General features: G+C 49.1%; 21 protein-coding genes. 20 read left to right on the top strand and 1 reads right to left on the bottom strand.

Annotation, left to right across the window (positions count from 1 at the left end):
- Positions 1 to 13: 13 nt before the first annotated feature.
- The 8 genes from fmt (at position 14) to spoVM (ending at position 8,731) form a co-directional block, all read left to right on the top strand.
- Positions 14 to 958 carry a methionyl-tRNA formyltransferase gene (gene fmt / locus AVZ68_RS11320; RefSeq protein WP_281176618.1) on the top strand — a complete coding sequence of 315 codons (945 nt, stop codon included), beginning with the start codon at positions 14 to 16 and terminating at the stop codon, positions 956 to 958.
- Complete coding sequence (gene rsmB / locus AVZ68_RS11315) at positions 951 to 2,369, top strand: 16S rRNA (cytosine(967)-C(5))-methyltransferase RsmB (protein ID WP_082676527.1); 1,419 nt, start codon at positions 951 to 953, stop codon at positions 2,367 to 2,369. The genes fmt and rsmB overlap by 8 nt, the downstream gene beginning before the upstream one ends.
- Positions 2,370 to 2,625: 256 nt before the next feature.
- Positions 2,626 to 3,717, top strand: a complete 1,092-nt coding sequence (gene rlmN, locus AVZ68_RS11310) for a dual-specificity RNA methyltransferase RlmN (RefSeq protein WP_059104667.1) — start codon at positions 2,626 to 2,628, stop codon at positions 3,715 to 3,717.
- Positions 3,718 to 3,733: 16 nt separating this feature from the next.
- Positions 3,734 to 4,498, top strand: a complete 765-nt coding sequence (locus AVZ68_RS11305; RefSeq protein WP_059104666.1) for a Stp1/IreP family PP2C-type Ser/Thr phosphatase — start codon at positions 3,734 to 3,736, stop codon at positions 4,496 to 4,498.
- On the top strand, positions 4,495 to 6,561 hold the full coding sequence (pknB, locus tag AVZ68_RS11300; protein WP_059104665.1) for a Stk1 family PASTA domain-containing Ser/Thr kinase: 2,067 nt from the start codon (positions 4,495 to 4,497) through the stop codon (positions 6,559 to 6,561). The genes AVZ68_RS11305 and pknB overlap by 4 nt, the downstream gene beginning before the upstream one ends.
- Positions 6,562 to 6,890: 329 nt before the next feature.
- Complete coding sequence (rsgA, locus tag AVZ68_RS11295) at positions 6,891 to 7,772, top strand: ribosome small subunit-dependent GTPase A (RefSeq protein WP_059104664.1); 882 nt, start codon at positions 6,891 to 6,893, stop codon at positions 7,770 to 7,772.
- A gap of 1 nt (position 7,773) precedes the next feature.
- Positions 7,774 to 8,418, top strand: a complete 645-nt coding sequence (gene rpe / locus AVZ68_RS11290; protein ID WP_059104663.1) for a ribulose-phosphate 3-epimerase — start codon at positions 7,774 to 7,776, stop codon at positions 8,416 to 8,418.
- A gap of 232 nt (positions 8,419 to 8,650) precedes the next feature.
- The gene (spoVM, locus tag AVZ68_RS11285; protein ID WP_059104662.1) at positions 8,651 to 8,731 is read left to right on the top strand and encodes a stage V sporulation protein SpoVM; all 81 of its coding nucleotides are present in this window, start codon (positions 8,651 to 8,653) and stop codon (positions 8,729 to 8,731) included.
- Between the two features lie 270 nt (positions 8,732 to 9,001).
- On the opposite strand, the gene rpmB is transcribed toward spoVM, so the two are convergent.
- Positions 9,002 to 9,190 (bottom strand): 50S ribosomal protein L28, encoded by a 189-nt coding sequence (gene rpmB, locus AVZ68_RS11280; RefSeq protein WP_059104661.1) that lies wholly within the window; start codon positions 9,188 to 9,190, stop codon positions 9,002 to 9,004.
- A 205-nt stretch (positions 9,191 to 9,395) separates the two neighbouring features.
- Here rpmB and AVZ68_RS11275 point away from each other — a divergent pair, with 205 nt between their 5' ends.
- The 12 genes from AVZ68_RS11275 (at position 9,396) to rnc (ending at position 21,046) form a co-directional block, all read left to right on the top strand.
- Complete coding sequence (locus tag AVZ68_RS11275; RefSeq protein WP_059104660.1) at positions 9,396 to 9,758, top strand: Asp23/Gls24 family envelope stress response protein; 363 nt, start codon at positions 9,396 to 9,398, stop codon at positions 9,756 to 9,758.
- Positions 9,759 to 9,761: 3 nt separating this feature from the next.
- Positions 9,762 to 11,450, top strand: a complete 1,689-nt coding sequence (locus AVZ68_RS11270) for a DAK2 domain-containing protein (RefSeq protein ID WP_059104749.1) — start codon at positions 9,762 to 9,764, stop codon at positions 11,448 to 11,450.
- Positions 11,451 to 11,479: 29 nt separating this feature from the next.
- Positions 11,480 to 12,337 (top strand): DegV family protein, encoded by an 858-nt coding sequence (locus AVZ68_RS11265; RefSeq protein WP_059104659.1) that lies wholly within the window; start codon positions 11,480 to 11,482, stop codon positions 12,335 to 12,337.
- Between the two features lie 199 nt (positions 12,338 to 12,536).
- A complete protein-coding gene (sdaAB, locus tag AVZ68_RS11260; RefSeq protein ID WP_059104658.1) occupies positions 12,537 to 13,199 on the top strand; it encodes an L-serine ammonia-lyase, iron-sulfur-dependent subunit beta in 663 nt (220 codons plus the stop codon).
- 68 nt (positions 13,200 to 13,267) lie between these two features.
- Positions 13,268 to 14,158, top strand: a complete 891-nt coding sequence (sdaAA, locus tag AVZ68_RS11255; RefSeq protein ID WP_059104657.1) for an L-serine ammonia-lyase, iron-sulfur-dependent, subunit alpha — start codon at positions 13,268 to 13,270, stop codon at positions 14,156 to 14,158.
- Complete coding sequence (gene recG, locus AVZ68_RS11250; protein WP_059104656.1) at positions 14,155 to 16,200, top strand: ATP-dependent DNA helicase RecG; 2,046 nt, start codon at positions 14,155 to 14,157, stop codon at positions 16,198 to 16,200. The genes sdaAA and recG overlap by 4 nt, the downstream gene beginning before the upstream one ends.
- A 79-nt stretch (positions 16,201 to 16,279) precedes the next feature.
- Positions 16,280 to 16,864 carry a transcription factor FapR gene (gene fapR, locus AVZ68_RS11245; protein WP_059104655.1) on the top strand — a complete coding sequence of 195 codons (585 nt, stop codon included), beginning with the start codon at positions 16,280 to 16,282 and terminating at the stop codon, positions 16,862 to 16,864.
- Positions 16,861 to 17,847 carry a phosphate acyltransferase PlsX gene (gene plsX, locus AVZ68_RS11240; protein WP_059104654.1) on the top strand — a complete coding sequence of 329 codons (987 nt, stop codon included), beginning with the start codon at positions 16,861 to 16,863 and terminating at the stop codon, positions 17,845 to 17,847. The genes fapR and plsX overlap by 4 nt, the downstream gene beginning before the upstream one ends.
- 39 nt (positions 17,848 to 17,886) lie before the next feature.
- Positions 17,887 to 18,831, top strand: a complete 945-nt coding sequence (gene fabD, locus AVZ68_RS11235) for an ACP S-malonyltransferase (RefSeq protein WP_059104653.1) — start codon at positions 17,887 to 17,889, stop codon at positions 18,829 to 18,831.
- 1 nt (position 18,832) lies between these two features.
- A complete protein-coding gene (fabG, locus tag AVZ68_RS11230; RefSeq protein WP_059104652.1) occupies positions 18,833 to 19,576 on the top strand; it encodes a 3-oxoacyl-[acyl-carrier-protein] reductase in 744 nt (247 codons plus the stop codon).
- Between the two features lie 260 nt (positions 19,577 to 19,836).
- Positions 19,837 to 20,070 carry an acyl carrier protein gene (gene acpP / locus AVZ68_RS11225; RefSeq protein ID WP_059104651.1) on the top strand — a complete coding sequence of 78 codons (234 nt, stop codon included), beginning with the start codon at positions 19,837 to 19,839 and terminating at the stop codon, positions 20,068 to 20,070.
- A 190-nt stretch (positions 20,071 to 20,260) separates the two neighbouring features.
- Complete coding sequence (gene rnc, locus AVZ68_RS11220; RefSeq protein WP_059104650.1) at positions 20,261 to 21,046, top strand: ribonuclease III; 786 nt, start codon at positions 20,261 to 20,263, stop codon at positions 21,044 to 21,046.
- Positions 21,047 to 21,083: the final 37 nt, after the last annotated feature.

The following is a 21,083-nucleotide window of genomic DNA, read 5'->3' as shown; positions in this document are numbered from 1 at the left end:
GGAGTGGAAGTTTTTGAAGATCGTATTTATGGGAACACCTGATTTCTCTGTCCCGATTTTACAGACGTTGATCAATACGTATGAAGTGCTGGCCGTTGTGACGCAGCCGGACAAGCCCATTGGGCGAAAGAAAGTGTTAACGGCGCCGCCTGTGAAACAGGAAGCCGAAAAGCACGGTATTGACGTGCTTCAGCCAGATAAAATTCGTCATCAGTATGAAGAGATTCTTTCTTATCAGCCGGACGTGATTGTTACAGCAGCTTACGGGCAAATTTTGCCTAAGGAAATTCTGGAGACGCCCCGCTATGGCTGCCTCAACGTGCATGCTTCGCTCTTGCCAAAATACCGTGGCGGTGCACCGATTCATCAAGCCATTATGGATGGAGAGCAAGAGACGGGGATTACGATTATGTACATGGCCGAGAAGCTGGATGCAGGCGACATTTTGACACAGGAAGCGACGCCAATTGCAGAAGAGGATGACGTTGGCACGATGCATGACAAGCTCAGTGCGATTGGAGCAAAACTGATCATCGCTACGCTTGAGGGAGTAGCGAGTGGCGACATTCAGGGCAAACCTCAGGACGAACGTGAGGCGATCTTTGCCTCCAACATCACTCGTGAAAGAGAGAAGCTTGACTGGACGAAATCAGCGAAGGCCCTCTTTAATCAGGTGCGCGGCTTGAGACCTTGGCCCGTGGCCTACACAGAGCTTCATGGCAAACGCCTTAAAGTCTGGGAGGCAGTCGCTTTCAATCAACAGGCCCCCACTTCTGCAAGTCCGGGGGAAGTCATACGGGTGGACGGCAAAGGGGTGGTTGTCGCCTGTGGTGAGAACACGGCGCTCGTATTAACGCTGGTTCAACCTGCCGGGAAAAAGAAGATGCCTGTCTCTCAGTTTGTTCAAGGATCGCAAAGACTGGCCGTTGGTACGAGGTTAGGAGCTGCCAATGAGTAAACCTACCGTTCGTGAAGTCGCTCTTGATGCACTACTGAAAGTGGAGAAGAATCAGGCGTACAGTCATTTATTGCTTAATGATACCTTGAAAAAATCAGGCCTTGATCGTCGAGATGCCGGTTTGCTCACAGAGCTTGTCTATGGTACGATTGCGCGCAGACTCACGCTTGATTTTTACTTGCAACCTTTTCTAAAAAAACCTAGGAAGCTAGATGCGTGGGTGCGTGTGCTTCTTCACCTCTCCGTTTATCAAATGGTGTACTTGGACCGCGTCCCAGATCGGGCAGTTGTTCATGAGGCAGTAACGATCGCAAAAAAGAGAGGCCACCAAGGCATTAGCGGCTTTGTCAACGGTGTGCTGCGGCAAGTCCAAAGGAAAGGCTTGCCGAACATCGAGGAGATTGCCGATCCGCTGGAGGCCGCTTCTATTCAAACGAGCCATCCGCGCTGGCTGCTTGCTTCTTGGAAGGAGCAATACGGGCTTGAGACGGCGATCGCCATGGCGTCTGCCAATAACGTTCCTCCAGATGTTACTTTGCGTGTGAACACCAGCAAAGCAGATGTGAGGGAAGTCATCGAGGGGCTGGGAAATGAAGGAATAGAGGTCAGGCGCGGGTCAGTCGCAAAAGAAGCGCTTGTGGTGGAGAAAGGCAATGTTTTTAAAACGAATGCTTTTGCCGAAGGGTTGTTCACGGCTCAAGACGAAAGCTCCATGCTTGTTGCCGGAGTGCTTGCCCCCCAGCCTGGAATGCGTGTGCTTGATGCCTGTGCAGCACCAGGGGGGAAAACTACGCATCTCGCAGAATTGATGAACGGCGAGGGAAACGTACAAGCCTATGATTTGCATAAACACAAAGTGAAGCTGATTAATGAACAGGTAGAACGTCTTGGACTTGCGAATGTGACCGCACAGGCCCTAGATGCACGCAAGCTGTCCGAAGAGGAGATCTCGCCTGCTGATCGAGTGCTTGTAGACGCGCCTTGCTCAGGCTTCGGCGTTATTCGCCGTAAACCCGACATGAAGTGGACAAAATCCGAAGCCGATGTCCGGGCCATTGCCAGCATTCAGCTAGAGATCCTGAAATCTGCTAGCACAACGGTAAAAAGTGGAGGTCTTCTCGTATACAGCACATGCACAGTGGACAAGACTGAAAATGAACAGATCGTGCGCACGTTTTTAGGAAACCATCCTGAATTCCAGGTCGACCCCACGATGAAACAACGACTGCCAGAAACGGTGCAAGAAAAAGGTCGATTCAACGACTATGGCCTAACGATTCTTCCACACGATTTCGCAACAGACGGCTTCTTCATCACTTGTATGAGAAAAGCGGAGGCGGGTCGCCCAGAAGCGAGAATTTTGGAAGGCCTGCCCCAGAAATCCCGATTTTGGATTTCGGGGCAGGACTGAAAAATCTCGAGCTTTTACCCGCCGCAGCTGGATCGAGAAAAGCGGAGGCGGGTCGCCCAGAAGCGAGAATTTTGGAAGGCCTGCCCCAGAAATCCCGATTTTGGATTTCGGGGCAGGACTGAAAAATCTCGAGCTTTTACCCGCCGCAGCTGGATCGAGAAAAGCGGAGGCGGGTTAGCCAGAACTGGGTTAAGTTGAAACAATAAATGTTATGATGAAAGAATGCTATAGATGGAACTCACAAGGGGAGGAAGTAATGACACAAACCGCACGAGTCAGAAAAACGAAGACGGAGGAAAACGTCCCGACGTCAATTCAGTCGCTAGAGTTTGAAGACTTGCAAAAGTGGCTGAAGGAACAAAAAGAGCCGAGCTTCCGAGCAGGACAAATCTTTCATTGGCTCTATGAAAAGCGCGTGCAATCTTTTGAAGAAATGACGAATCTCTCAAAGGGATTGCGTGAGAAACTAGCGAATCATTTTATAATGACAACGCTCAAAACAGTGGCGAAGCAAACTTCTCAAGATGGAACGGTGAAATTTTTATTCGAGCTTCACGATGGCTATTCGATTGAGACGGTGGTTATGGCTCATGATTATGGCTACAGCGTCTGTGTGACCACCCAGGTTGGTTGTCGCTTAGGCTGCACGTTCTGTGCCTCCACGCTTGGCGGACTGAAACGTCACCTACAGGCAGGAGAAATCGTCGCCCAGGTTACAGAAGCGCAGCGCGAACTGGACCAAGAGGGAAAACGCGTCTCCTCTGTGGTCGTCATGGGGATCGGGGAACCGTTTGATAACTACGATGGACTGATGCCGTTTCTTAGAACCATTAATCACAACAAAGGACTCAACATCGGTGCTCGTCACATCACGGTTTCCACAAGCGGGATGGTGCCTAAGATCATGAAATTCGCTGATGAAAAAACGCAAATTAACTTTGCCATTTCCCTTCACGCCCCGAATAATGAAATTCGCTCTCGTCTCATGCCAATCAACCGGGCATGGCCTGTGGAGAAGCTGATCGATTCCATTAAATATTATGTGAAAAAGACGGGAAGGCGTGTGTCGTTTGAATATGGTCTCTTTGGCGGAGTAAACGACCAAGAGGAGCACGCGCTTGAGCTGGCCGAACTGATTAAAGACATTAAATGCCATGTCAATTTAATTCCCGTGAACGACGTACTTGAGCGTAACTACGTGCGTACCCCACGTGACCAGATTTTTGCCTTTGAAAAAACCTTAAAGGAAAACGGCATTAACGTGACGATTCGTCGCGAACAAGGTCATGATATTGACGCGGCCTGTGGGCAGCTTCGGGCGAAAGAACGACAAGAAGAAACAACCTAAATGAGGTGAGGAGATCTTGATAGAGAGTTCGACGTTTGTAACGGATGTTGGGCGTGTCAGGTCCCATAATGAGGATAGTGGCGGTGTGTTCCCTACGGGTATGGGCGTGCTAGCCGTTATTGCTGATGGAATGGGCGGTCATTCGGCCGGGGATGTGGCAAGCAAAATGACAACCGATGCGCTTTTTGAGTCTTGGAAAAAAGTGAGTGAGCCACTGACAGCAAGCGAGGCGGAGCAGTGGCTGAAGACCGAGTTAGAAGCCATTAATGAATCTGTATTTAGCTATGCGGCTGAACACAAAGAGTGTGAAGGGATGGGGACAACAGCACTTGCATCGATTTGTACCGATGACTATACGGTCATTGCCCATATTGGCGATAGCCGAGCCTATATTTGGGGAGAGGATGGCTTCGTACAACGAACAGAGGACCACTCCCTTGTTGGAGAGCTCGTAAGAAGCGGTCAAATTTCCGAAGAAGAGGCGGACCAACATCCTCGTAAAAACGTCGTTCTCCGAGCGCTAGGGACTGAGCAGACGGTAAAAGTGGACAGTGTTACGTTGCAGGCAGAGCCAAATCAGCTTTTGCTTCTTTGTTCGGATGGGCTTTCGAATAAGCTTACGCTAGAGGAGCTTAAAAATGAACTTGATCGCAAAGATGAACTTGAAAAAATCGCTGAAGCGCTTGTGAAACGAGCCAATGACCGTGGAGGCGAAGATAATATTTCCCTTGCCATCGTCCGCTATCAAGTGCAAGAAGATGGAGACGAGATTGTGACATGATTGGTAAACGAATAGGTGGACGATATGAAGTTCTAGAAAACATTGGCGGCGGCGGTATGGCGAATGTCTACTTAGCGCTTGATGTCATTTTAGATCGTCACGTCGCCGTGAAAGTCCTGCAACCGCAATTTTCTGAAGACGATCAGTTCATTCGCAGGTTTCGTCGCGAAGCGCAGGCGGCGACTAGCCTCACGAATCCAAATATTGTAAATATCTATGATGTGGGTGAGGAAGAGAACGTCTATTATATTGTTATGGAGTATGTGAAGGGGCGGACGCTGAAGCAGGTGATTCAAGAGGAAGGTCCGTTACCTGTAGGTACGGCTCTTAATTACTTTAACCAGATTCTTTCTGGGGTTGGGCATGCCCATGCCAATCATATTGTCCATAGGGACATGAAACCACAGAACATTCTCATCAGCGAAACAGGCGAAGCGAAAGTGACGGATTTCGGGATAGCGAGAGCGATGTCCTCAGCAACAATTACTCACACTAATTCGGTCATGGGCTCTGTTCACTATCTTTCCCCAGAGCAGGCTAGAGGGGGCCATGTGACGTATCGTTCTGATCTTTATTCTTTGGGAATTGTGCTATTTGAAATGCTTACCGGACAAATTCCATTCTCCGGGGATACAGCGGTCTCCATTGCCATCAAGCATCTTCAAAACGATCTTCCATCAGCGCGTTTACTTGTTCCGGAGATCCCTCAAAGCGTCGAGAACATTATTAACAAAGCAACAATGAAAGACCCCCTTAATCGTTTTGAATCCACGGAGGAGATGGCTCATGCTTCTGAGGTAGCCCTTTTGCCAGAGTCAGCGGATGTGGAACCTTTTAACGCTGCAAACGACGACGAGGAAGCTACAAAAGCGATTCCGATTTTAGGAAATCCGTCCGATGGAGCCAACTCGGATGCAACAACTTCTGAGGTAGAGGATGAAGATACGAAAGAAACACAGCCTGCCCCGGAGAACACGGCTCTAGAACCAAAAAAGCCAAAAAAGAAAAAGAAGTGGTTTGCTATTATTCTCATCACACTTTTTCTTTTAGTAGGAGGCGGCGTTCTCGCTTTTACAGTGCTTTTCGAGTGGTTAGCAGTTGATGATGTGGACGTCCCGGACGTGGTTGGAAGTGAGTATGCAGAAGCGGAGGAAATGCTTGCAGCGGAAGGTCTCTCTGTGGTGCGTGTTGACGAAGCGAACGAGAATGTCGAAAGTGGCCATGTTATTAGTCAGGACCCGAGTGCCAACCGCTCGGTGAAAGAGGGAACAGAGGTTACCCTGTACGTGAGCGAGGTTGAAGAGGAAATTGAAATGGACGATTACTCAGGTTTGGACATTAATCAAGCGGAAACGATCCTTGAAGAACAAGGGATGACCGTGAATCGCTCTGCTCGAGGGACGAATGAATATGAGGTCAACACGGTTATTGACCAGTACCCGGAAGCTGGCGAAAATGTGGTGCCAACGGAAACGTCAGTGACACTGACGTATGCAGAGCCGCAGCAAATCACACTGGACAACTTAGTCTCCCTTCCTGAGGAAGAGGCTAGGGAATACCTAGGAAATGAAGGTTTACGCGTACGTGTGAACCAAGAGCATAGCGACTCGGTACCAGAGGGAATGGTGATCCGTCAATCCCCTGAGCCTTATTCAAGTGTCGAAAGTGGGGCAAACGTCAACCTTGTGATATCTCTAGGCCCAGAGGAGAGCGAAGACCCTACGTCTGAACCGGAGATCCCGGGGGAGACCGTAGATGAAGAAGACCCTCCAGAGGAGAACGGTGAGGACGAGGAAGAACCTTCGAGAGTTTTTGAAGTGACCCAACCCATCCAAGTGTCGGAGCAGGACACGGAAGCGGGAAGAGAATTTGAGATTCGCATCATGCGCAGGGACGCCCAAACAGAAGGTGAGGACGAGCTTTACCTCGAAGAAACCATTACGGAATCGACGGAGTTCACGATTAACCTAACGGTGACTCCAACGTATAGTGGGTCATTTGACCTTTACGTTGACGACGAACTTATGAACGAATCTGAAGTGCTAACATATGAAGAGGAATAACAGGGAGTGCAAAATGGACACTCAGTCCTTTTGCACTTCGTTTTAGTGATAAGATGTGAGAAGAATATAAAGCGTTGGCTAGAGGAATTGGTGGATGGAGCAGAACGTGTCCTCGAAAACGTGAACCTCTTCTGACAAAATACTTTCCCTCTCTCCTCCATTCGGCAGCGACAAAGTCACAAGCAAAGATTACAAGATAGAGGGAGAAAGTAACGCACGAGCGCTGAATTCATCACGCGTTGGGAAGGATTTCTGTCGCCTACGCTTTACGATTAGATCTAGCTGAGGCGGGTCTACCCGCCTCAGCTTTACACAGAAAGAGGGGTTATATGGCAAAAGGAATGATCGTAAAAGCACTGGCCGGTTTCTATTATGTCCAGGATGGGGATGAAGTCGTGCAGTGCCGGGCTCGCGGGGTTTTTCGAAAACGTAAAATTACCCCACTGGTAGGGGATCATGTCACATATGAGGCTGAAAACTCTACGGATGGCTATATCATGGAGCTGGAGGAGCGGAAAAATCAGCTTGTGCGTCCTCCTGTGGCAAATGTTGATCAGGCCATTCTCGTCTTTTCTGCCCGAGAGCCTCTGTTTAGCGGGCTTTTACTTGATCGATTCCTTGTTCATATTGAAGCAAATGAAATAGAGCCGCTTATCATTATCAGTAAAACAGACTTGCTCACCTCTACGGAACGGGAAGCGTTAAAGCTTGAGGCCGAGACGTACGAAAAGATTGGGTATCAAGTGCTTTATACATCGACAGAGCAGATGGATGACCCGCTGGCGCTTCTTCCTAACCTTAAAAACAAAGTTTCAGTTGTAGCTGGTCAGTCGGGCGTAGGGAAGTCCTCGCTGCTCAATGCGATTGCCCCTAGCTTAACCATTGAAACGAATGAAATTTCCAATTCCCTTGGTCGTGGAAAGCATACGACGCGGCATGTAGAACTACTGCAGATCCATAACGGTCTTATTGCCGATACACCTGGGTTTAGCTCGCTTGAGTTCATGGACATGGAAGCGATCGAACTGCGAGACTGCTTCCCGGAATTTTTAAGCCGCGTGAATGAATGTAAATTCCGAGGGTGTTTGCATGTTGTAGAGCCAGGGTGCGCTGTGATAGAGGCTCTCGACGCAGGTGAAATCGCGGAGGGCCGCTATCAGCATTATAAGCAGTTTTTAAGCGAAATCCAAAGTCAGAAAAGGAGATATTAGCATGATCAAAGTAGCTCCCTCCATTTTAGCCGGAGATTTTGCCAATATGGGTGACTGTGTGGCTAGGCTCGAGAAAGCAGGGGCCGATTATATCCATGTCGATGTCATGGACGGGCATTTTGTTCCGTCAATTACGTTTGGTCCGCAAATGGTGAAAGCCATTCGCCCTTATACAAATCTCCCATTAGATGTTCATTTGATGATTGAGAAACCAGATGAACAAATCGCTGCTTTTAAAGAAGCAGGAGCAGATTTACTCAGTGTTCATGTGGAAACTTGTACCCATTTGCATCGAACGATTTCTGCCATTAAGGAGGTGGGGATGAAAGCTGGGGTTGTACTCAACCCTGCAACACCTGCTTCCTTCGTTGAACCCGTTCTTGGCGAGGTTGATCTTGTTTTGCAGATGACGGTCAATCCGGGCTTCGGCGGACAAGCGTTTATTCCATCGACGCTACAGAACATCAAGAAACTGCGTGCGATCATCTTGGCAAACCATCTCGATGTTGAGATTGAAGTAGACGGCGGGGTGAATCAAAAAAGCGCTAAGCTCTGTCGGGAAGCCGGCGCCAATGTTCTTGTTGCGGGCTCAGCTGTGCTTGGTGCAAACGACATTGCCGAAGCAATTAAAGAAATCCGGGGATGAAAAAATAGGTCTCTTTCCAAGCCTTCTTGCATAGCCTAGTTAATAAATACGGCTGGACACTTGAATGTGCGTATTGTCTTCCTGACACTCAGCTTGCAACGATTTCAGGCATAGTTTTCGAGTTCGAACGATAGGCTAGAACATGGGGGCTTTGTCACGGTGCATCTGAAATGTGAGCCATATTTCTATAAGGTATTTATTTGTAGCAAGTTTTGCTTGAGGAGGAGGAGCTATGAAATTTTACACGATCAAGCTGCCCAAGTTTTTAGGGGGGGTCGTGAGGGCCATGCTGGGTTCGTTCAAAAAGGGATAAACAAAAAATCACCGTGATTCGCACGGTGATTTTTTGTTTGAGAAGTGAGAAGCAGCAAAAAAGCCATCCGCAAACCTATGCTGAAGGCTTTTCTTTGTCCGCCTATGTTTCCTGATCCAGCTTCGGCGCCCACTCGCTCGAGGTTTCTTCAAGCTGCCAGTTCAAGTCAAATTCGGACTTGATCTGCCGTCGCTCTAGAACTAGTCGCTCGTGAGCAGGGCGCCTACGCTTTTCTTGTCTAGCTCCTGAGCAACCCGCCTACGCTTTTTACTATACGCGTTGGACTTTTCCAGATTTAAGTGCACGAGCAGAGACGTATACACGCTTTGGTTTGCCGTCAACCAAGATACGAACTTTTTGTACGTTTGCACCCCAACGACGCTTCGTTTTATTTAACGCGTGAGAGCGCTTGTTTCCAGAACGGGATTTTCTACCTGTGATATAACATTCGCGGGCCATCGTGTGCCACCTCCTTCAATAAGTCTCGAATAAACCGATGACGAAGTCACTCAAATATCTTAGCACAGGCACTCCTAGAAAGCAATAAGGAAAGACAAGTATAAGTCCTTGACGGCAAAAGCGGGAAAATCACTTTTAAAATGAAAGTCCTTATAGTAAAATGATAGTACGTATGTTCACAGTTTACGATTCGAGGAGGCAGAACATGACCATAGAAATGAAAACTCAGCTCGGTGCCGTAGATGTTTCTCAAGATGTTGTCGCAATCATTGCCGGAGGAGCAGCGATTGACTGCTACGGGATTGTCGGGATGGCCTCGCAGAAACAATTGAAAGATGGATTAAGCGAATTATTGGGTCGAGATAATTTTCAGCGAGGGGTTATCACTCGAGAAGAAGGCGAAGACCTCCACATTGATATGTACATCATCGTCAGCTACGGGACAAAAATTTCAGAAGTAGCTCACAATGTGCAAACGAAAGTCAAATACAGCTTGGAGCAAATGCTCGGTCTCGATGTAGACTCTGTGAATATTTTTGTGCAAGGGGTTCGAGTGGCGAACCCGTAGGTGATGAAGGAGGTAAGGAATGTGATTAAAAAACTAAACGGCCACAAACTCGGTGAACTGTTTATCGAAGGAGCGATGGAGCTCTCAAAGCAGGCCGAGGTGGTTGATGCCTTAAACGTGTTCCCGGTGCCTGATGGTGATACAGGGACGAATATGAACTTAACGATGACCTCAGGGGTAAAGGAAGTAAAAAAAGGCTCTAGTGAGCAAGCATCAGCTGTCGCTTCGACTTTCGCGAAGGGGCTGCTTATGGGGGCCAGGGGCAATTCAGGCGTCATTTTATCCCAGCTTTTTCGTGGGTTTTCAAAAGCTGTAGAAGGAAAAAAAGAGCTGACAACGGAGCAGTTTGCCGAGGCATTAGAGTCGGGGGTGCAGACGGCCTATAAAGCAGTGATGAAACCTGTCGAAGGAACGATTCTAACTGTCGCTAAAGACGCAGCCAAACACGCTGTTAAAGCCTCGAAGAAGGAAGAGGATTTCGCTCGTTTCATCAAAACTGTCATCAAAGAGGCGGAGAAGTCTCTTAAGCGTACGCCTGAGTTGCTGCCGGTGCTAAAGGAAGTGGGCGTTGTTGATTCGGGCGGACAAGGGCTTGTTTATATTTACGATGGCTTCCTGATGGCCCTCACTGGCGAGAAATCACAGCGTGCCGCGCAGCCGGATATGAAGGATCTAATTAATATTGAGCATCACCATAACGCGCAAAGTCATACTATGACAAGTGACATTGAGTTCGGCTATTGTACAGAAGTGATGGTGAAGTTTGATGAGAATAAACTGGCGCAGAAGACTTACGATGAGCAAGCATTTCGCGCAAAACTTAGTGAGTACGGAGACTCACTACTCGTCGTTTCAGACGAAGACTTAGTGAAAGTACATATCCACGCAGAGTATCCAGGGAATGTGCTGACAGAAGCACAAACCTACGGCAACTTACTACAAGTCAAGATTGAAAACATGAGAGAGCAGCATTCCAATTTATTGAGAGAAGAAAACGGTCCTCATCAATCAACGGCTCCTTCACAAAAAGAGAAAACGGACTTTGCGATTGTTACGGTGTCCATGGGTGAAGGTATTGAGAAGCTGTTCAAAGGTCTTGGAGCGAGCGTTGTGATCTCTGGGGGACAGACGATGAACCCAAGTACAGAGGATATTGTGGCGGCGATTGAAGAGGCACATGCAGAGAACGTCCTCGTTTTACCGAACAACGGAAACATTGTTCTGGCTGCTGAACAAGCCGCTTCCGTCGCAGACAATAAGGTTTCCGTTGTGCCGACGAAAACGGTGCCCCAAGGACTTGCCGCACTGCTCGCTTTCAATCCGACGAAGAATTTGGCGGAGAACGCTGAGCACATGAAAGAAGCGATGGGTGAAGTCAGAACGGGTGAAGTCACCTACGCGGTTCGCGATACGCAAATGGACGGGAAGACCATTGAAAAAGGAGATTTCATGGGGATTTCTGAAAAGAACATTGTTTCCACAGGACGGGAGCGCACGGCGGTGGCCAAAGAGCTACTTGCTTCAATGATTGATGAACAGAGCGAGATGGTCACGTTGATCGCTGGAGAAGATTCAGAGGAAGCGGAAACGAAAGCCATTATTGACTATGTGGAAAAAACGTTTACGGACGTCGAGATTGACACGGTAGAGGGCGGACAGCCTCTTTATTCGTACATTTTTTCTGTGGAATAGCGCTTTTTCCATTCGGGAGGGGAATTGAAATGGCCAATATAAAAATTGTAACGGACAGTACAGCAGATCTGCCAAAAGAGGTGGTTGATCGACTTGGGATCACCGTCATTCCACTGAATGTCCATTTTTCAAATAATGAACAGTACGAGGACGGGGTGACGCTCTCACCGGAAGAATTCTACACGAAGCTAAAAACGGCAAAGGAGATGCCGCGTACGTCACAGCCTTCTCCTTTGCAATTCGAAAACTTGTATAAAAAGTTAAAGCAAGAAGGGGCGGAGCAGATCCTCTCGATTCACCTTTCTTCTGCGCTCAGCGGCACGCTTCAGGCAGCTACGATTGCAAAAGAGGCAGTGGCAGAGCAGATTGACGTTCATGTTTGCGATTCAAAGCGGGCCTCCTATGCGATTGGGGTCATTGTGGCTGAAATCGCCGAAGTCGCGGCAAATGGAGCTAGCTACGCGGCGTGTGTGGAACGTCTAGAGCAAATGCTTGAAGAGACACAGGTCTATTTTTTAGTGGACACGCTTGAGTACTTGCAAAAAAATGGCCGTATCGGCAAAGCGTCCGCTCTTTTTGGTTCTCTGTTAAAAGTAAAACCGATCTTGTCGCTAAACAAGGAGGGGGAGGTTTATCCTCATGAAAGGGTGCGTGGACAAAAGAAAGCGATCGAACGCTTGATCTCTTTGCTTGAAGAAGAGTATGGCCAAGCAGCTGTGCACGTTGGTGCTTTTCATGCGGAAAACGAAAGTCTTGCCAAGGAGCTAATGGCTCAGGTGGAAGAGCGATTTAATGTATCAAGCCGTATTATAACCACAATCGGGGCAGTCATAGGTGCACATGTAGGTCCTGGAACTGTCGCACTTACGATGTCACCTGCTAAATAGTGAACGAGAAAGGTTGCCTCGGGAATAAGATACAGGCAACCTTTTGTCTAGCTCCGGCGGGTAGAAGTTCGGGATTTTCAGTGCTGACAAGCGTTAGCTAAGGTCGGATTTCTTTTGTCAAGGCCTTCCAAAGTTCGCGATTCTGTTCGACCCGCCTGCGCTTTTTAGTTTCGGGAGATAAAGAGGAGGAAGAGTTTCGATGAAGTATCGCACGGTTTTTGATATTATTGGGCCAGTGATGATTGGGCCATCGAGTTCTCACACAGCTGGAGCTGCCCGTATCGGTCAAGTGGCACGAACCTTATTTGCGGAAGAGCCTGCAAAGGCCGATGTCCATTTTTACGGTTCGTTTGCGAAAACGTACCGTGGTCACGGTACGGATGTCGCTGTCATAGGCGGGCTTCTAGGGTATGAAACGAATGACGAACGGATTCGTGATGCCTTTTCTCAAGCCAAAAACGCAGGGTTGACCGTTCAACTACATGAGGAAGAAGCGTTAACGAATCATCCAAACACTGTTCGAATTCAGCTAAGAAACCGAGGCAAGGAGTTGGAGCTTGTCGGTATTTCCATCGGCGGGGGCAAAATCGAAATTATTGAGCTTAATCGATTTGCCTTAAGGCTCTCGGGAAACAACCCCGCCATTCTTGTTGTCCATCAGGACCGTTATGGTGTGATTGCCGCTGTGAGCAATCTGCTCGCAAAACATGAGTTAAACATAGGGCACATGGAGGTTTCTCGGAAGGAGAAAGGCGAGGAGGCGCTTATGGTCATGGAAGTAGATCAAAACGTAGAGGAGTCATTGCTAAAAGAGCTCCGCTCGCTTCCTCATATTACACAAGTTTCAAAAATACACGACTAGTTCCACGAGCGGGTTGGACCAAAGTAGCTTAGAGATAGGGCACAAACTGAAAGAAAGGGAGAAAACTGATGTTTAAAAATGTTGCGGAGTTAGTTGAACGTGCCGAAATGTCAATGAAACCGATTTCTGAAGTGATGATTGAGCAAGAAATGGACGTAACTGGAAAAACGCGTGAACAAATTGTCGATCAGATGCGCCAAAACTTACAAACGATGGAGGATGCCGTCAAACGGGGCATAGAGGAAGATGTCGTTTCAGTCTCCGGTCTGACTGGCGGAGACGGCAAGAAGTTACAAGCGTATATCGCGGAAGGAAAGTCGATTGGAGGAGGCGTGACGCTCGATGCTGTTTCTAAAGCAATGGCGACCAATGAAGTCAACGCGGCGATGGGCACAATTTGTGCAACGCCGACGGCTGGCTCAGCGGGTGTTGTTCCAGGCGTGTTATTTGGGGTAGAAGGGAAACTGAAGCCAAGCGAAAAACAGAAACTCGCTTTTTTATTTACAAGCGGAGCCTTCGGATTTGTGGTCGCCAACAACGCTTCCATTTCCGGGGCAGCGGGGGGCTGTCAGGCTGAAGTGGGATCAGCCACAGGCATGGCGGCAGCGGCCCTTGTTGAGCTGGCTGGTGGAACACCAAGCCAGTCTGCCGAGGCAATGGCGATTGCTCTAAAGAATATGCTCGGTCTTGTCTGTGATCCGGTTGCTGGGCTCGTGGAAGTTCCATGTGTGAAGCGTAACGCTGCTGGTGCTTCCCTTGCGATTACGGCAGCCGATATGGCCCTTGCTGGCATTGAAAGCCGCATTCCGTGTGATGAAGTAATTGATGCGATGTACCGCATCGGGGAAACGATGCCCGAAGCGCTCAGAGAAACGGCAAAAGGAGGGCTTGCGGCAACGCCGACGGGCCGCGAGCTAGAAGCGAAAGTATTTGGCTTATCGCTAAATGCGTCAAAATGAGTCTAGAGGAGCTACAGATTACAGCCGTCAACGGAGTTGGTGAAGAGAGTGCGAAGCTGCTAGCCGGGCTTGGCTTGCACACGGTCACCGACTTGCTTGAGCACTTTCCTTTTCGCTACGAAGATTATAAGCTAAGGAACATTGTTGAAGCGGCACATGAAGAACGTGTGACCATCTCAGGGTCTGTTCAAAGCGAAGCGTCTCTTCGCTACTATGGAAAGAAAAAAAACCGTTTAACGTTTCGACTGCTGTCGGAGGGTGTTTTGCTCACGGTGACTTTTTTCAATCGTGCTTTTTTGAAAAGCAAGCTGGGGCCTGGAAGCGAAGTGACCGTGACGGGCAAATGGGATGCCCACAGGCTTACACTTACGGGTTCAGAGCTCAAATTTGGGGTGGTAGAGCGCGAAGGGGACGTGGAGCCGGTGTACCATGGCTCCGGAAAATTAACGAGCAAAGCGCTGCAAAAGATGATTCGCAGCGCTTTGAAGCAGTTTGCATCTGAAATCGATGAGCCGTTGCCAGAAGGAATCCGGAGGCGTTATAAATTGATGAGCAAGCAAGAGACGATTCAGCATTTGCATCACCCAACCGATCCTGAAAGCGTAAAACAAGCGCGCAGGCGCTATGTTTATGAAGAACTACTCCTGTTTCAGTTGCGGATGCAAGCCTTTAAGCAGGCCAATCGCAACCAGCAGGGAGGCGACTCATTGCCTGTCTCAAACGAAGAAATGGCGACATTTACGCAGACGCTCCCGTTTGAGTTAACCACTGCTCAAAAACGTTCGATTGCCGATATTGCAAACGACATTCGCTCTCCCTTGCGGATGAACCGGTTGTTACAGGGGGATGTAGGGTCTGGAAAAACAGCTGTGGCTGCTGCGTGTATGTACGGCGTCGTGAGGGCAGGGGCTCAGGCTGCACTGATGGCGCCAACCGAGATATTGGCGGAACAGCATGCCCGCTCGCTTGAGGAGTGGTTTGCGCCGCTCGGGTTAACGGTTGAGCTTCTTGCTGGTTCGGTAAAAGGAAAGAAGCGTGAAGAACGACTTTCCAGACTCGTTCAAGGAAAGATTGACATTGTTGTGGGTACACACGCGCTAATCCAAGACGATGTGGAATTCAGGCGTCTCGGTCTTGTAATTACGGATGAGCAACACCGCTTCGGGGTGGAGCAGCGCCGCGTGCTTCGTAACAAAGGAGAGCACCCGGATGTCTTATTCATGACGGCAACGCCGATCCCACGCACACTTGCGATCAGCGTCTTTGGCGATATGGATGTTTCGGTACTGGATGAGCTTCCAGCGGGGCGTAAGCCGATTGAGACGTATTGGGCCCGTCCTGACATGTTGGAGCGTGTTCTTGATTTTGTGGAAAACGAGCTAAGAGGGGGGCGGCAAGCGTATGTGATTTGCCCGCTCATTGAGGAATCAGACAAGCTCGATGTGCAAAATGCCATTGACTTTCACGAGATGCTTGCCTCTCACTATGAGCCGGATTTCCATGTCGGCTTGATGCATGGTCGTCTCCATCCTACGGAAAAAGACGTGGTCATGAGTAAGTTTGCTACGAATGAGTTTCAGGTTCTCGTTTCCACGACCGTCGTGGAAGTTGGCGTGAACGTTCCCAACGCAACAGTGATGATGATCTATGACGCTGACCGTTTTGGCCTCGCTCAGTTGCATCAGCTACGCGGGCGCGTTGGACGGGGAGAGGCTCAGTCCTATTGTATTCTCCTCGCTCACCCAAGATCAGAAGTGGGCAAGGAACGCATGCGCATCATGACGGAAACAACGGATGGGTTTGTTCTATCTGAGCGAGATCTAGAGCTACGGGGGCCTGGCGATTTTTTTGGAGCGAAACAAAGTGGTCTTCCTGATTTTAAGCTCGCTGATGTGGTTCATGACTATCGCACGCTTGAGGTGGCAAGAAACGATGCTGAGGCGCTTATCCACTCACCTGCTTTATACGAAGAGCGAGAGTATGCGCTATTGCGCCGACATCTGGAGAGGGCAGGAGCTTTCGAGGGAACGAAACTGGATTAACTATTGTACAGGCACGCGCAAAAGTTATATACTACTCTTAGTACCTAGTCATATAATTTAAGCGTGGGCGGTGTGAAAGATGAAGCGGAAAAAGAAGGAGCGTCAGCGACTGCTACAGGAAACGCTCGAAGAAAATCCATTTATGACCGATGAGCAGCTCGCTGATCGTTTTTCTGTTAGCATTCAGACCATACGGCTCGATCGCATGGAGCAAGGGATCCCAGAACTTCGAGAGCGGATTAAAGATGTGGCGACACAGCAGCGCGATTCCGTTATTTCCCTTTCGCCTGATGAAGTTTTTGGTGAAATGGTAGATTTGCAGTTGGACAAGCGGGCGATTTCGATTTTTGATGTGCGTGAGGATCAGGTGTTTGCCCGTTCAGGTATCGCTAGAGGGCATCACCTTTTTGCGCAGGCCAATTCTTTAGCAGTTGCGCTTATTAACGATGAACTTGCCTTAACCTCAAAAGCAGGGATTCAATTCACGAGACAAGTGAGAGCTGGGGAGAGAGTCATTGCCAAGGCAGAGGCCAAAAAGACAGAAAGAGAGCGCACGGTTGTTTCTGTAATGAGCTATGTTGGAGAAGAGCTCGTTTTTGCTGGTGAGTTTGTCATGTTCCGTTCGAATGACATAGAGGCCCCAGAGAAGGAGAGAGAACATTGAAAATTTCACTGGACGCCATGGGCGGCGACAACGCCCCGCACGCACAGGTGAACGCGGCCATACGTGCGGCAAACGAATATGAGGACCTCTCAATTACTCTTGTCGGAGATCAAAAGAAAATCGCTGAACACTTAACGGAACACAAGCGCGTGTCCGTTCTACATACAGAAGAAAAAATTGACGATACCGATAAGCCTACAACGGCTGTTCGCCGCAAAAAAGACGCCTCGATGGTCTTGGCAGTCAGAGAGGTAAAGGAAGGGCGGGCAGACGCAGCGATTTCTTCGGGAAATACAGGTGCATTAATGACGGCCGGGTTGCTTCACCTCGGGCGGATTCCGAGCGTTGACCGCCCTGCTCTTTCACCGATGCTGCCTACCAGAGAGGGTTCAGGCTTTTTGCTTTTGGATGTCGGGGCCAATATGGAGGCCCGTCCCGAGCACTTGCTTCAATACGCGGTGATCGGCAACGCTTATATGCAGCAAGTTCGCAGGGTTGCGAAACCAAGGATTGGATTATTGAATGTGGGAACCGAAGGCGGCAAAGGGACGGAGCTAACGAAGGGAGCCTTTGCCTTGCTAGAGGAAGCAGATGTGCATTTCATCGGCAATGTGGAAGCGAGAGATTTGCTTGACGGCGTTTGTGATGTTGCGGTATGTGACGGGTTTTCTGGCAATCTCGTTTTGAAAACCGTCGAGGGCACGGCCAAAATGATGTTTTCGATGCTCAAGGAGGAGCTGATGTCCTCTTGGTCTTCTAAACTTGCGGCCGCTACGCTGAAACCCCGCTTTAAGTCGCTTCAAGCTAAGCTTGATTATTCCGAGTACGGAGGTGCCGGCTTGTATGGTCTTAAGGCTCCGCTGATCAAAGCTCACGGATCTTCGGATGCGAACGCTGTTTTCCACGCCATACGCCAGGCAAAAGAAATGGTGGAAAATAACGTAACTGCAGTGATTGAATCCAATTTAGGCAAACGTAATTGAGAGACGTACCTTTATTAAAGAACGGACGGTGAGGAAGAAATGGGGAAAATAGCATTTTTGTTTCCAGGACAAGGTTCGCAAAAGGTGGGCATGGGAAGGGAGCTCATGGAGAATGAACCCCTCGCAAAACACGTGTTTGAGCTGGCGGATGAGGCCCTTGATTTCAGCCTAAGCAACGTCATGTTCAATGGGCCGGAAGAGGAACTTCGGCAGACTTCAAACGCACAGCCTGCACTTGTCACCATGAGTGCTGCGCTGCTTGCACTCGTACACGAGGCGGGCATCCGTGCCGATTACGTGGCTGGTCATAGCCTTGGGGAATACAGCGCTCTTGTAGCAAGCGAATCGATGGCGCTTAAAGATGCTGTACAGATCGTGCACCAGAGAGGGACATTTATGGAAGAAGCTGTTCCTACGGGCCAGGGCGCGATGGCCGCTGTACTTGGTCTCGACGCTCCTGTTCTAACTGGCATTACAGAAGAAATCTCTGCCGGAGGGGAGGTTGTCGACCTAGCCAACCTGAATTGTCCTGGTCAAGTTGTAATCTCCGGAAGCGCAGAAGGTGTCGAACAAGCTTCAGCAAAAGCGAAAGAAGCGGGTGCCAGACGCGTGATGCCGCTTGCGGTTAGCGGACCGTTTCATTCCTCTTTGATGGAACCGGCGGCAGAGAAGCTTGAAGAGGTGCTTCATCGTGCAACGATTGATATGCCGATGGTCCCTCTCGTAGCGAACGTCACTGCGGATGTTGTTCATGCGCCGGAGACTATTCGCGCCCTGTTAGCGGAACAAGTTTCTTCCCCCGTGCGCTGGCAGGAGAGCATTGAGCGCATGATCGACCTAGGCGTGGATACATTTGTTGAAATTGGGACAGGAAGCGTACTCACTGGCTTAGTACGAAAAATCGATCGCTCCGCGAAAGCTCATGCGGTCAACGACCGAAGTTCGCTTGAGACATTGATCCAGGCACGAAAGGAAGAGGGATAATATGCTAACGGGAAAAACAGCCATCGTCACAGGAGCCTCGCGTGGCATTGGCCGGGCGATTGCGATGGAACTTGCGAGCCACGGAGCAAAAGTGGTCGTCAACTATGCAGGAAATCAGTCACTTGCTGAAGAAGTGGTACAAGAAATTAAAGAAGCGGGTTCAGATGCCTTTGCCTATCAGGCAGACGTGGCAAACGCGGAACAAGTTGGGGCTATGATGAAAGAGACGACGAAAGCATTCGGCGCTCTTGACATTCTGGTCAATAACGCCGGCATTACACGTGACAATTTACTAATGCGCATGAAAGAGGATGAATGGGATCAAGTAATTGATACGAATTTAAAAGGCGTGTTCAACTGTGCGAAGGCCGCTAGCCGCCCGATGATGAAGCAGCGTTCTGGACGCATCATCAACGTCTCATCGGTGGTAGGGGTTATGGGCAACCCAGGACAAGCCAATTATGTGGCCGCAAAGGCTGGTGTCATTGGCTTAACCAAATCCCTTGCTCGTGAACTGGCAGGTCGCAATATTCTAGTCAATGCCATTGCACCGGGATTTATCACTACAGAAATGACGGATGAGCTTGGGGAAGATATAAAGGAAGGGCTGCTTTCACAAATTCCTTTAGCCAAACTTGGCGAACCTGAACAAATTGCGCGAGTGGTCCGCTTTCTTGCGAGTGAGGATTCTGCTTACATGACAGGCCAGACCTTGCATGTAGATGGTGGAATAGTGATGCCTTAGGAGGTAACGTAGTATCGGGTTTCCAGCTGAGCGACCCGCCTCCGCCTTTCGTCCGATCTAGCTCCGGCGGGTAGAAGCTCGAGATTTTTCGTCCTGGCAAGCGTTAGCCAAAACCGGGATTTCTTTTGTCAGGCCTCCAAAATTCTCACTTCTGAGCAACCCGCCTCCGCCTTTCGTAGTTGACACGGGTGGGGGTTGTCTGTACAATTTTTTAGAGTTAGACTTTGTGGGCAGTTTACTCTGGAGGGGAGGTGAAACACGTGGCAGATGTGATGGAGAAAGTAACGAAAATTATCGTTGATCGTCTTGGTGTTGAAGAATCAGAGGTCAAGCTTGAGGCTTCTTTTAAAGAAGACCTAAAAGCAGATTCTCTTGATGTGGTTGAACTTGTCATGGAACTTGAGGACGAGTTTGATATGGAAATCGCTGACGAGGACGCTGAAAAAATCGCAACAGTTCAAGATGTTGTTGATTACATAAACAACAATCAATAATACATTAGCTCGCCCTGATTGAAGGGCGGGTTTTTCTCATCTTTAGCTAGGCTTTACGTACCATATCTTCTCACAATTGCGCTCGCACAACCGAGGCTGAATCTGGTACAATCAACAGAGATCATTTTTTAAGAAAGTTGGATGATTACGAATGAGTCATGCCTTAATCATCTATAGTTGGAGGTTGCCTATGGCACAATCATCAAAGAATCATCGTAAGGCAAAGCCGCATTCTGAGCGCAGAAAAAAACAGCGGCGAATCGAGCTTAGTGAAGCGCAAAAGCGAGAATTTGACGACCTCCTTGTGCGAACGGGGCTGACGTTTGAAAACCGGAAGCTGTTGATTCAAGCTTTTACTCACTCCTCCTACGTAAACGAACAGCGTATTCTTTCATCTTCAGATAATGAGCGTCTTGAGTTTCTTGGAGACGCGGTTTTAGAGCTCGCCGTTTCCCAATACCTTTTTAAAGCGTACAAAGGCATGAGCGAAGGGGATATGACAAAGCTGCGCGCCTCCATCGTTTGTGAGCCTTCACTTGCACGTTTTGCAGAGGAATTGGATTTCGGGCGCCTTGTGTTGCTTGGAAAAGGCGAGGAAGTCACCGGAGGAAGAACACGACCAGCGCTTTTAGCAGATGTATTTGAGGCCTTTATAGGTGCGTTGTATCTTGATCAAGGGTTGGAGGCTGTCTATGTTTTTCTTTCGCAGGTGATGTATCCGAAGATTAAAGAAGGTGCTTTCACCTACAAGATGGATTTCAAAAGTCAGCTTCAGGAGTTTGTTCAACGGGACAATCGCGGGCAACTGAAATATATCATTGCTCAGGAACGAGGACCGGCGCACGACCGAGAGTTTGTTTCTGAGGTTCAGCTCAATGGCAAGACGATTGGAACAGGTTCGGGACGCTCTAAAAAAGAAGCCGAACAGCTTGCTGCCCAGCAAGCGCTACTTAGACTAAACCGTAAAGGAAACTAGAAAAAGGGGAGCGAGCTCGCTCCCCTTTTTCTGGTTT

The sequence above is a fragment of the Shouchella shacheensis genome (genome assembly GCF_001484965.1).
Classification (GTDB): domain Bacteria; phylum Bacillota; class Bacilli; order Bacillales; family Bacillaceae_D; genus Shouchella; species Shouchella shacheensis.
Note: the sequence above shows the minus strand (reverse complement) of the source record. Positions and strands in the feature narration are given on the sequence as shown.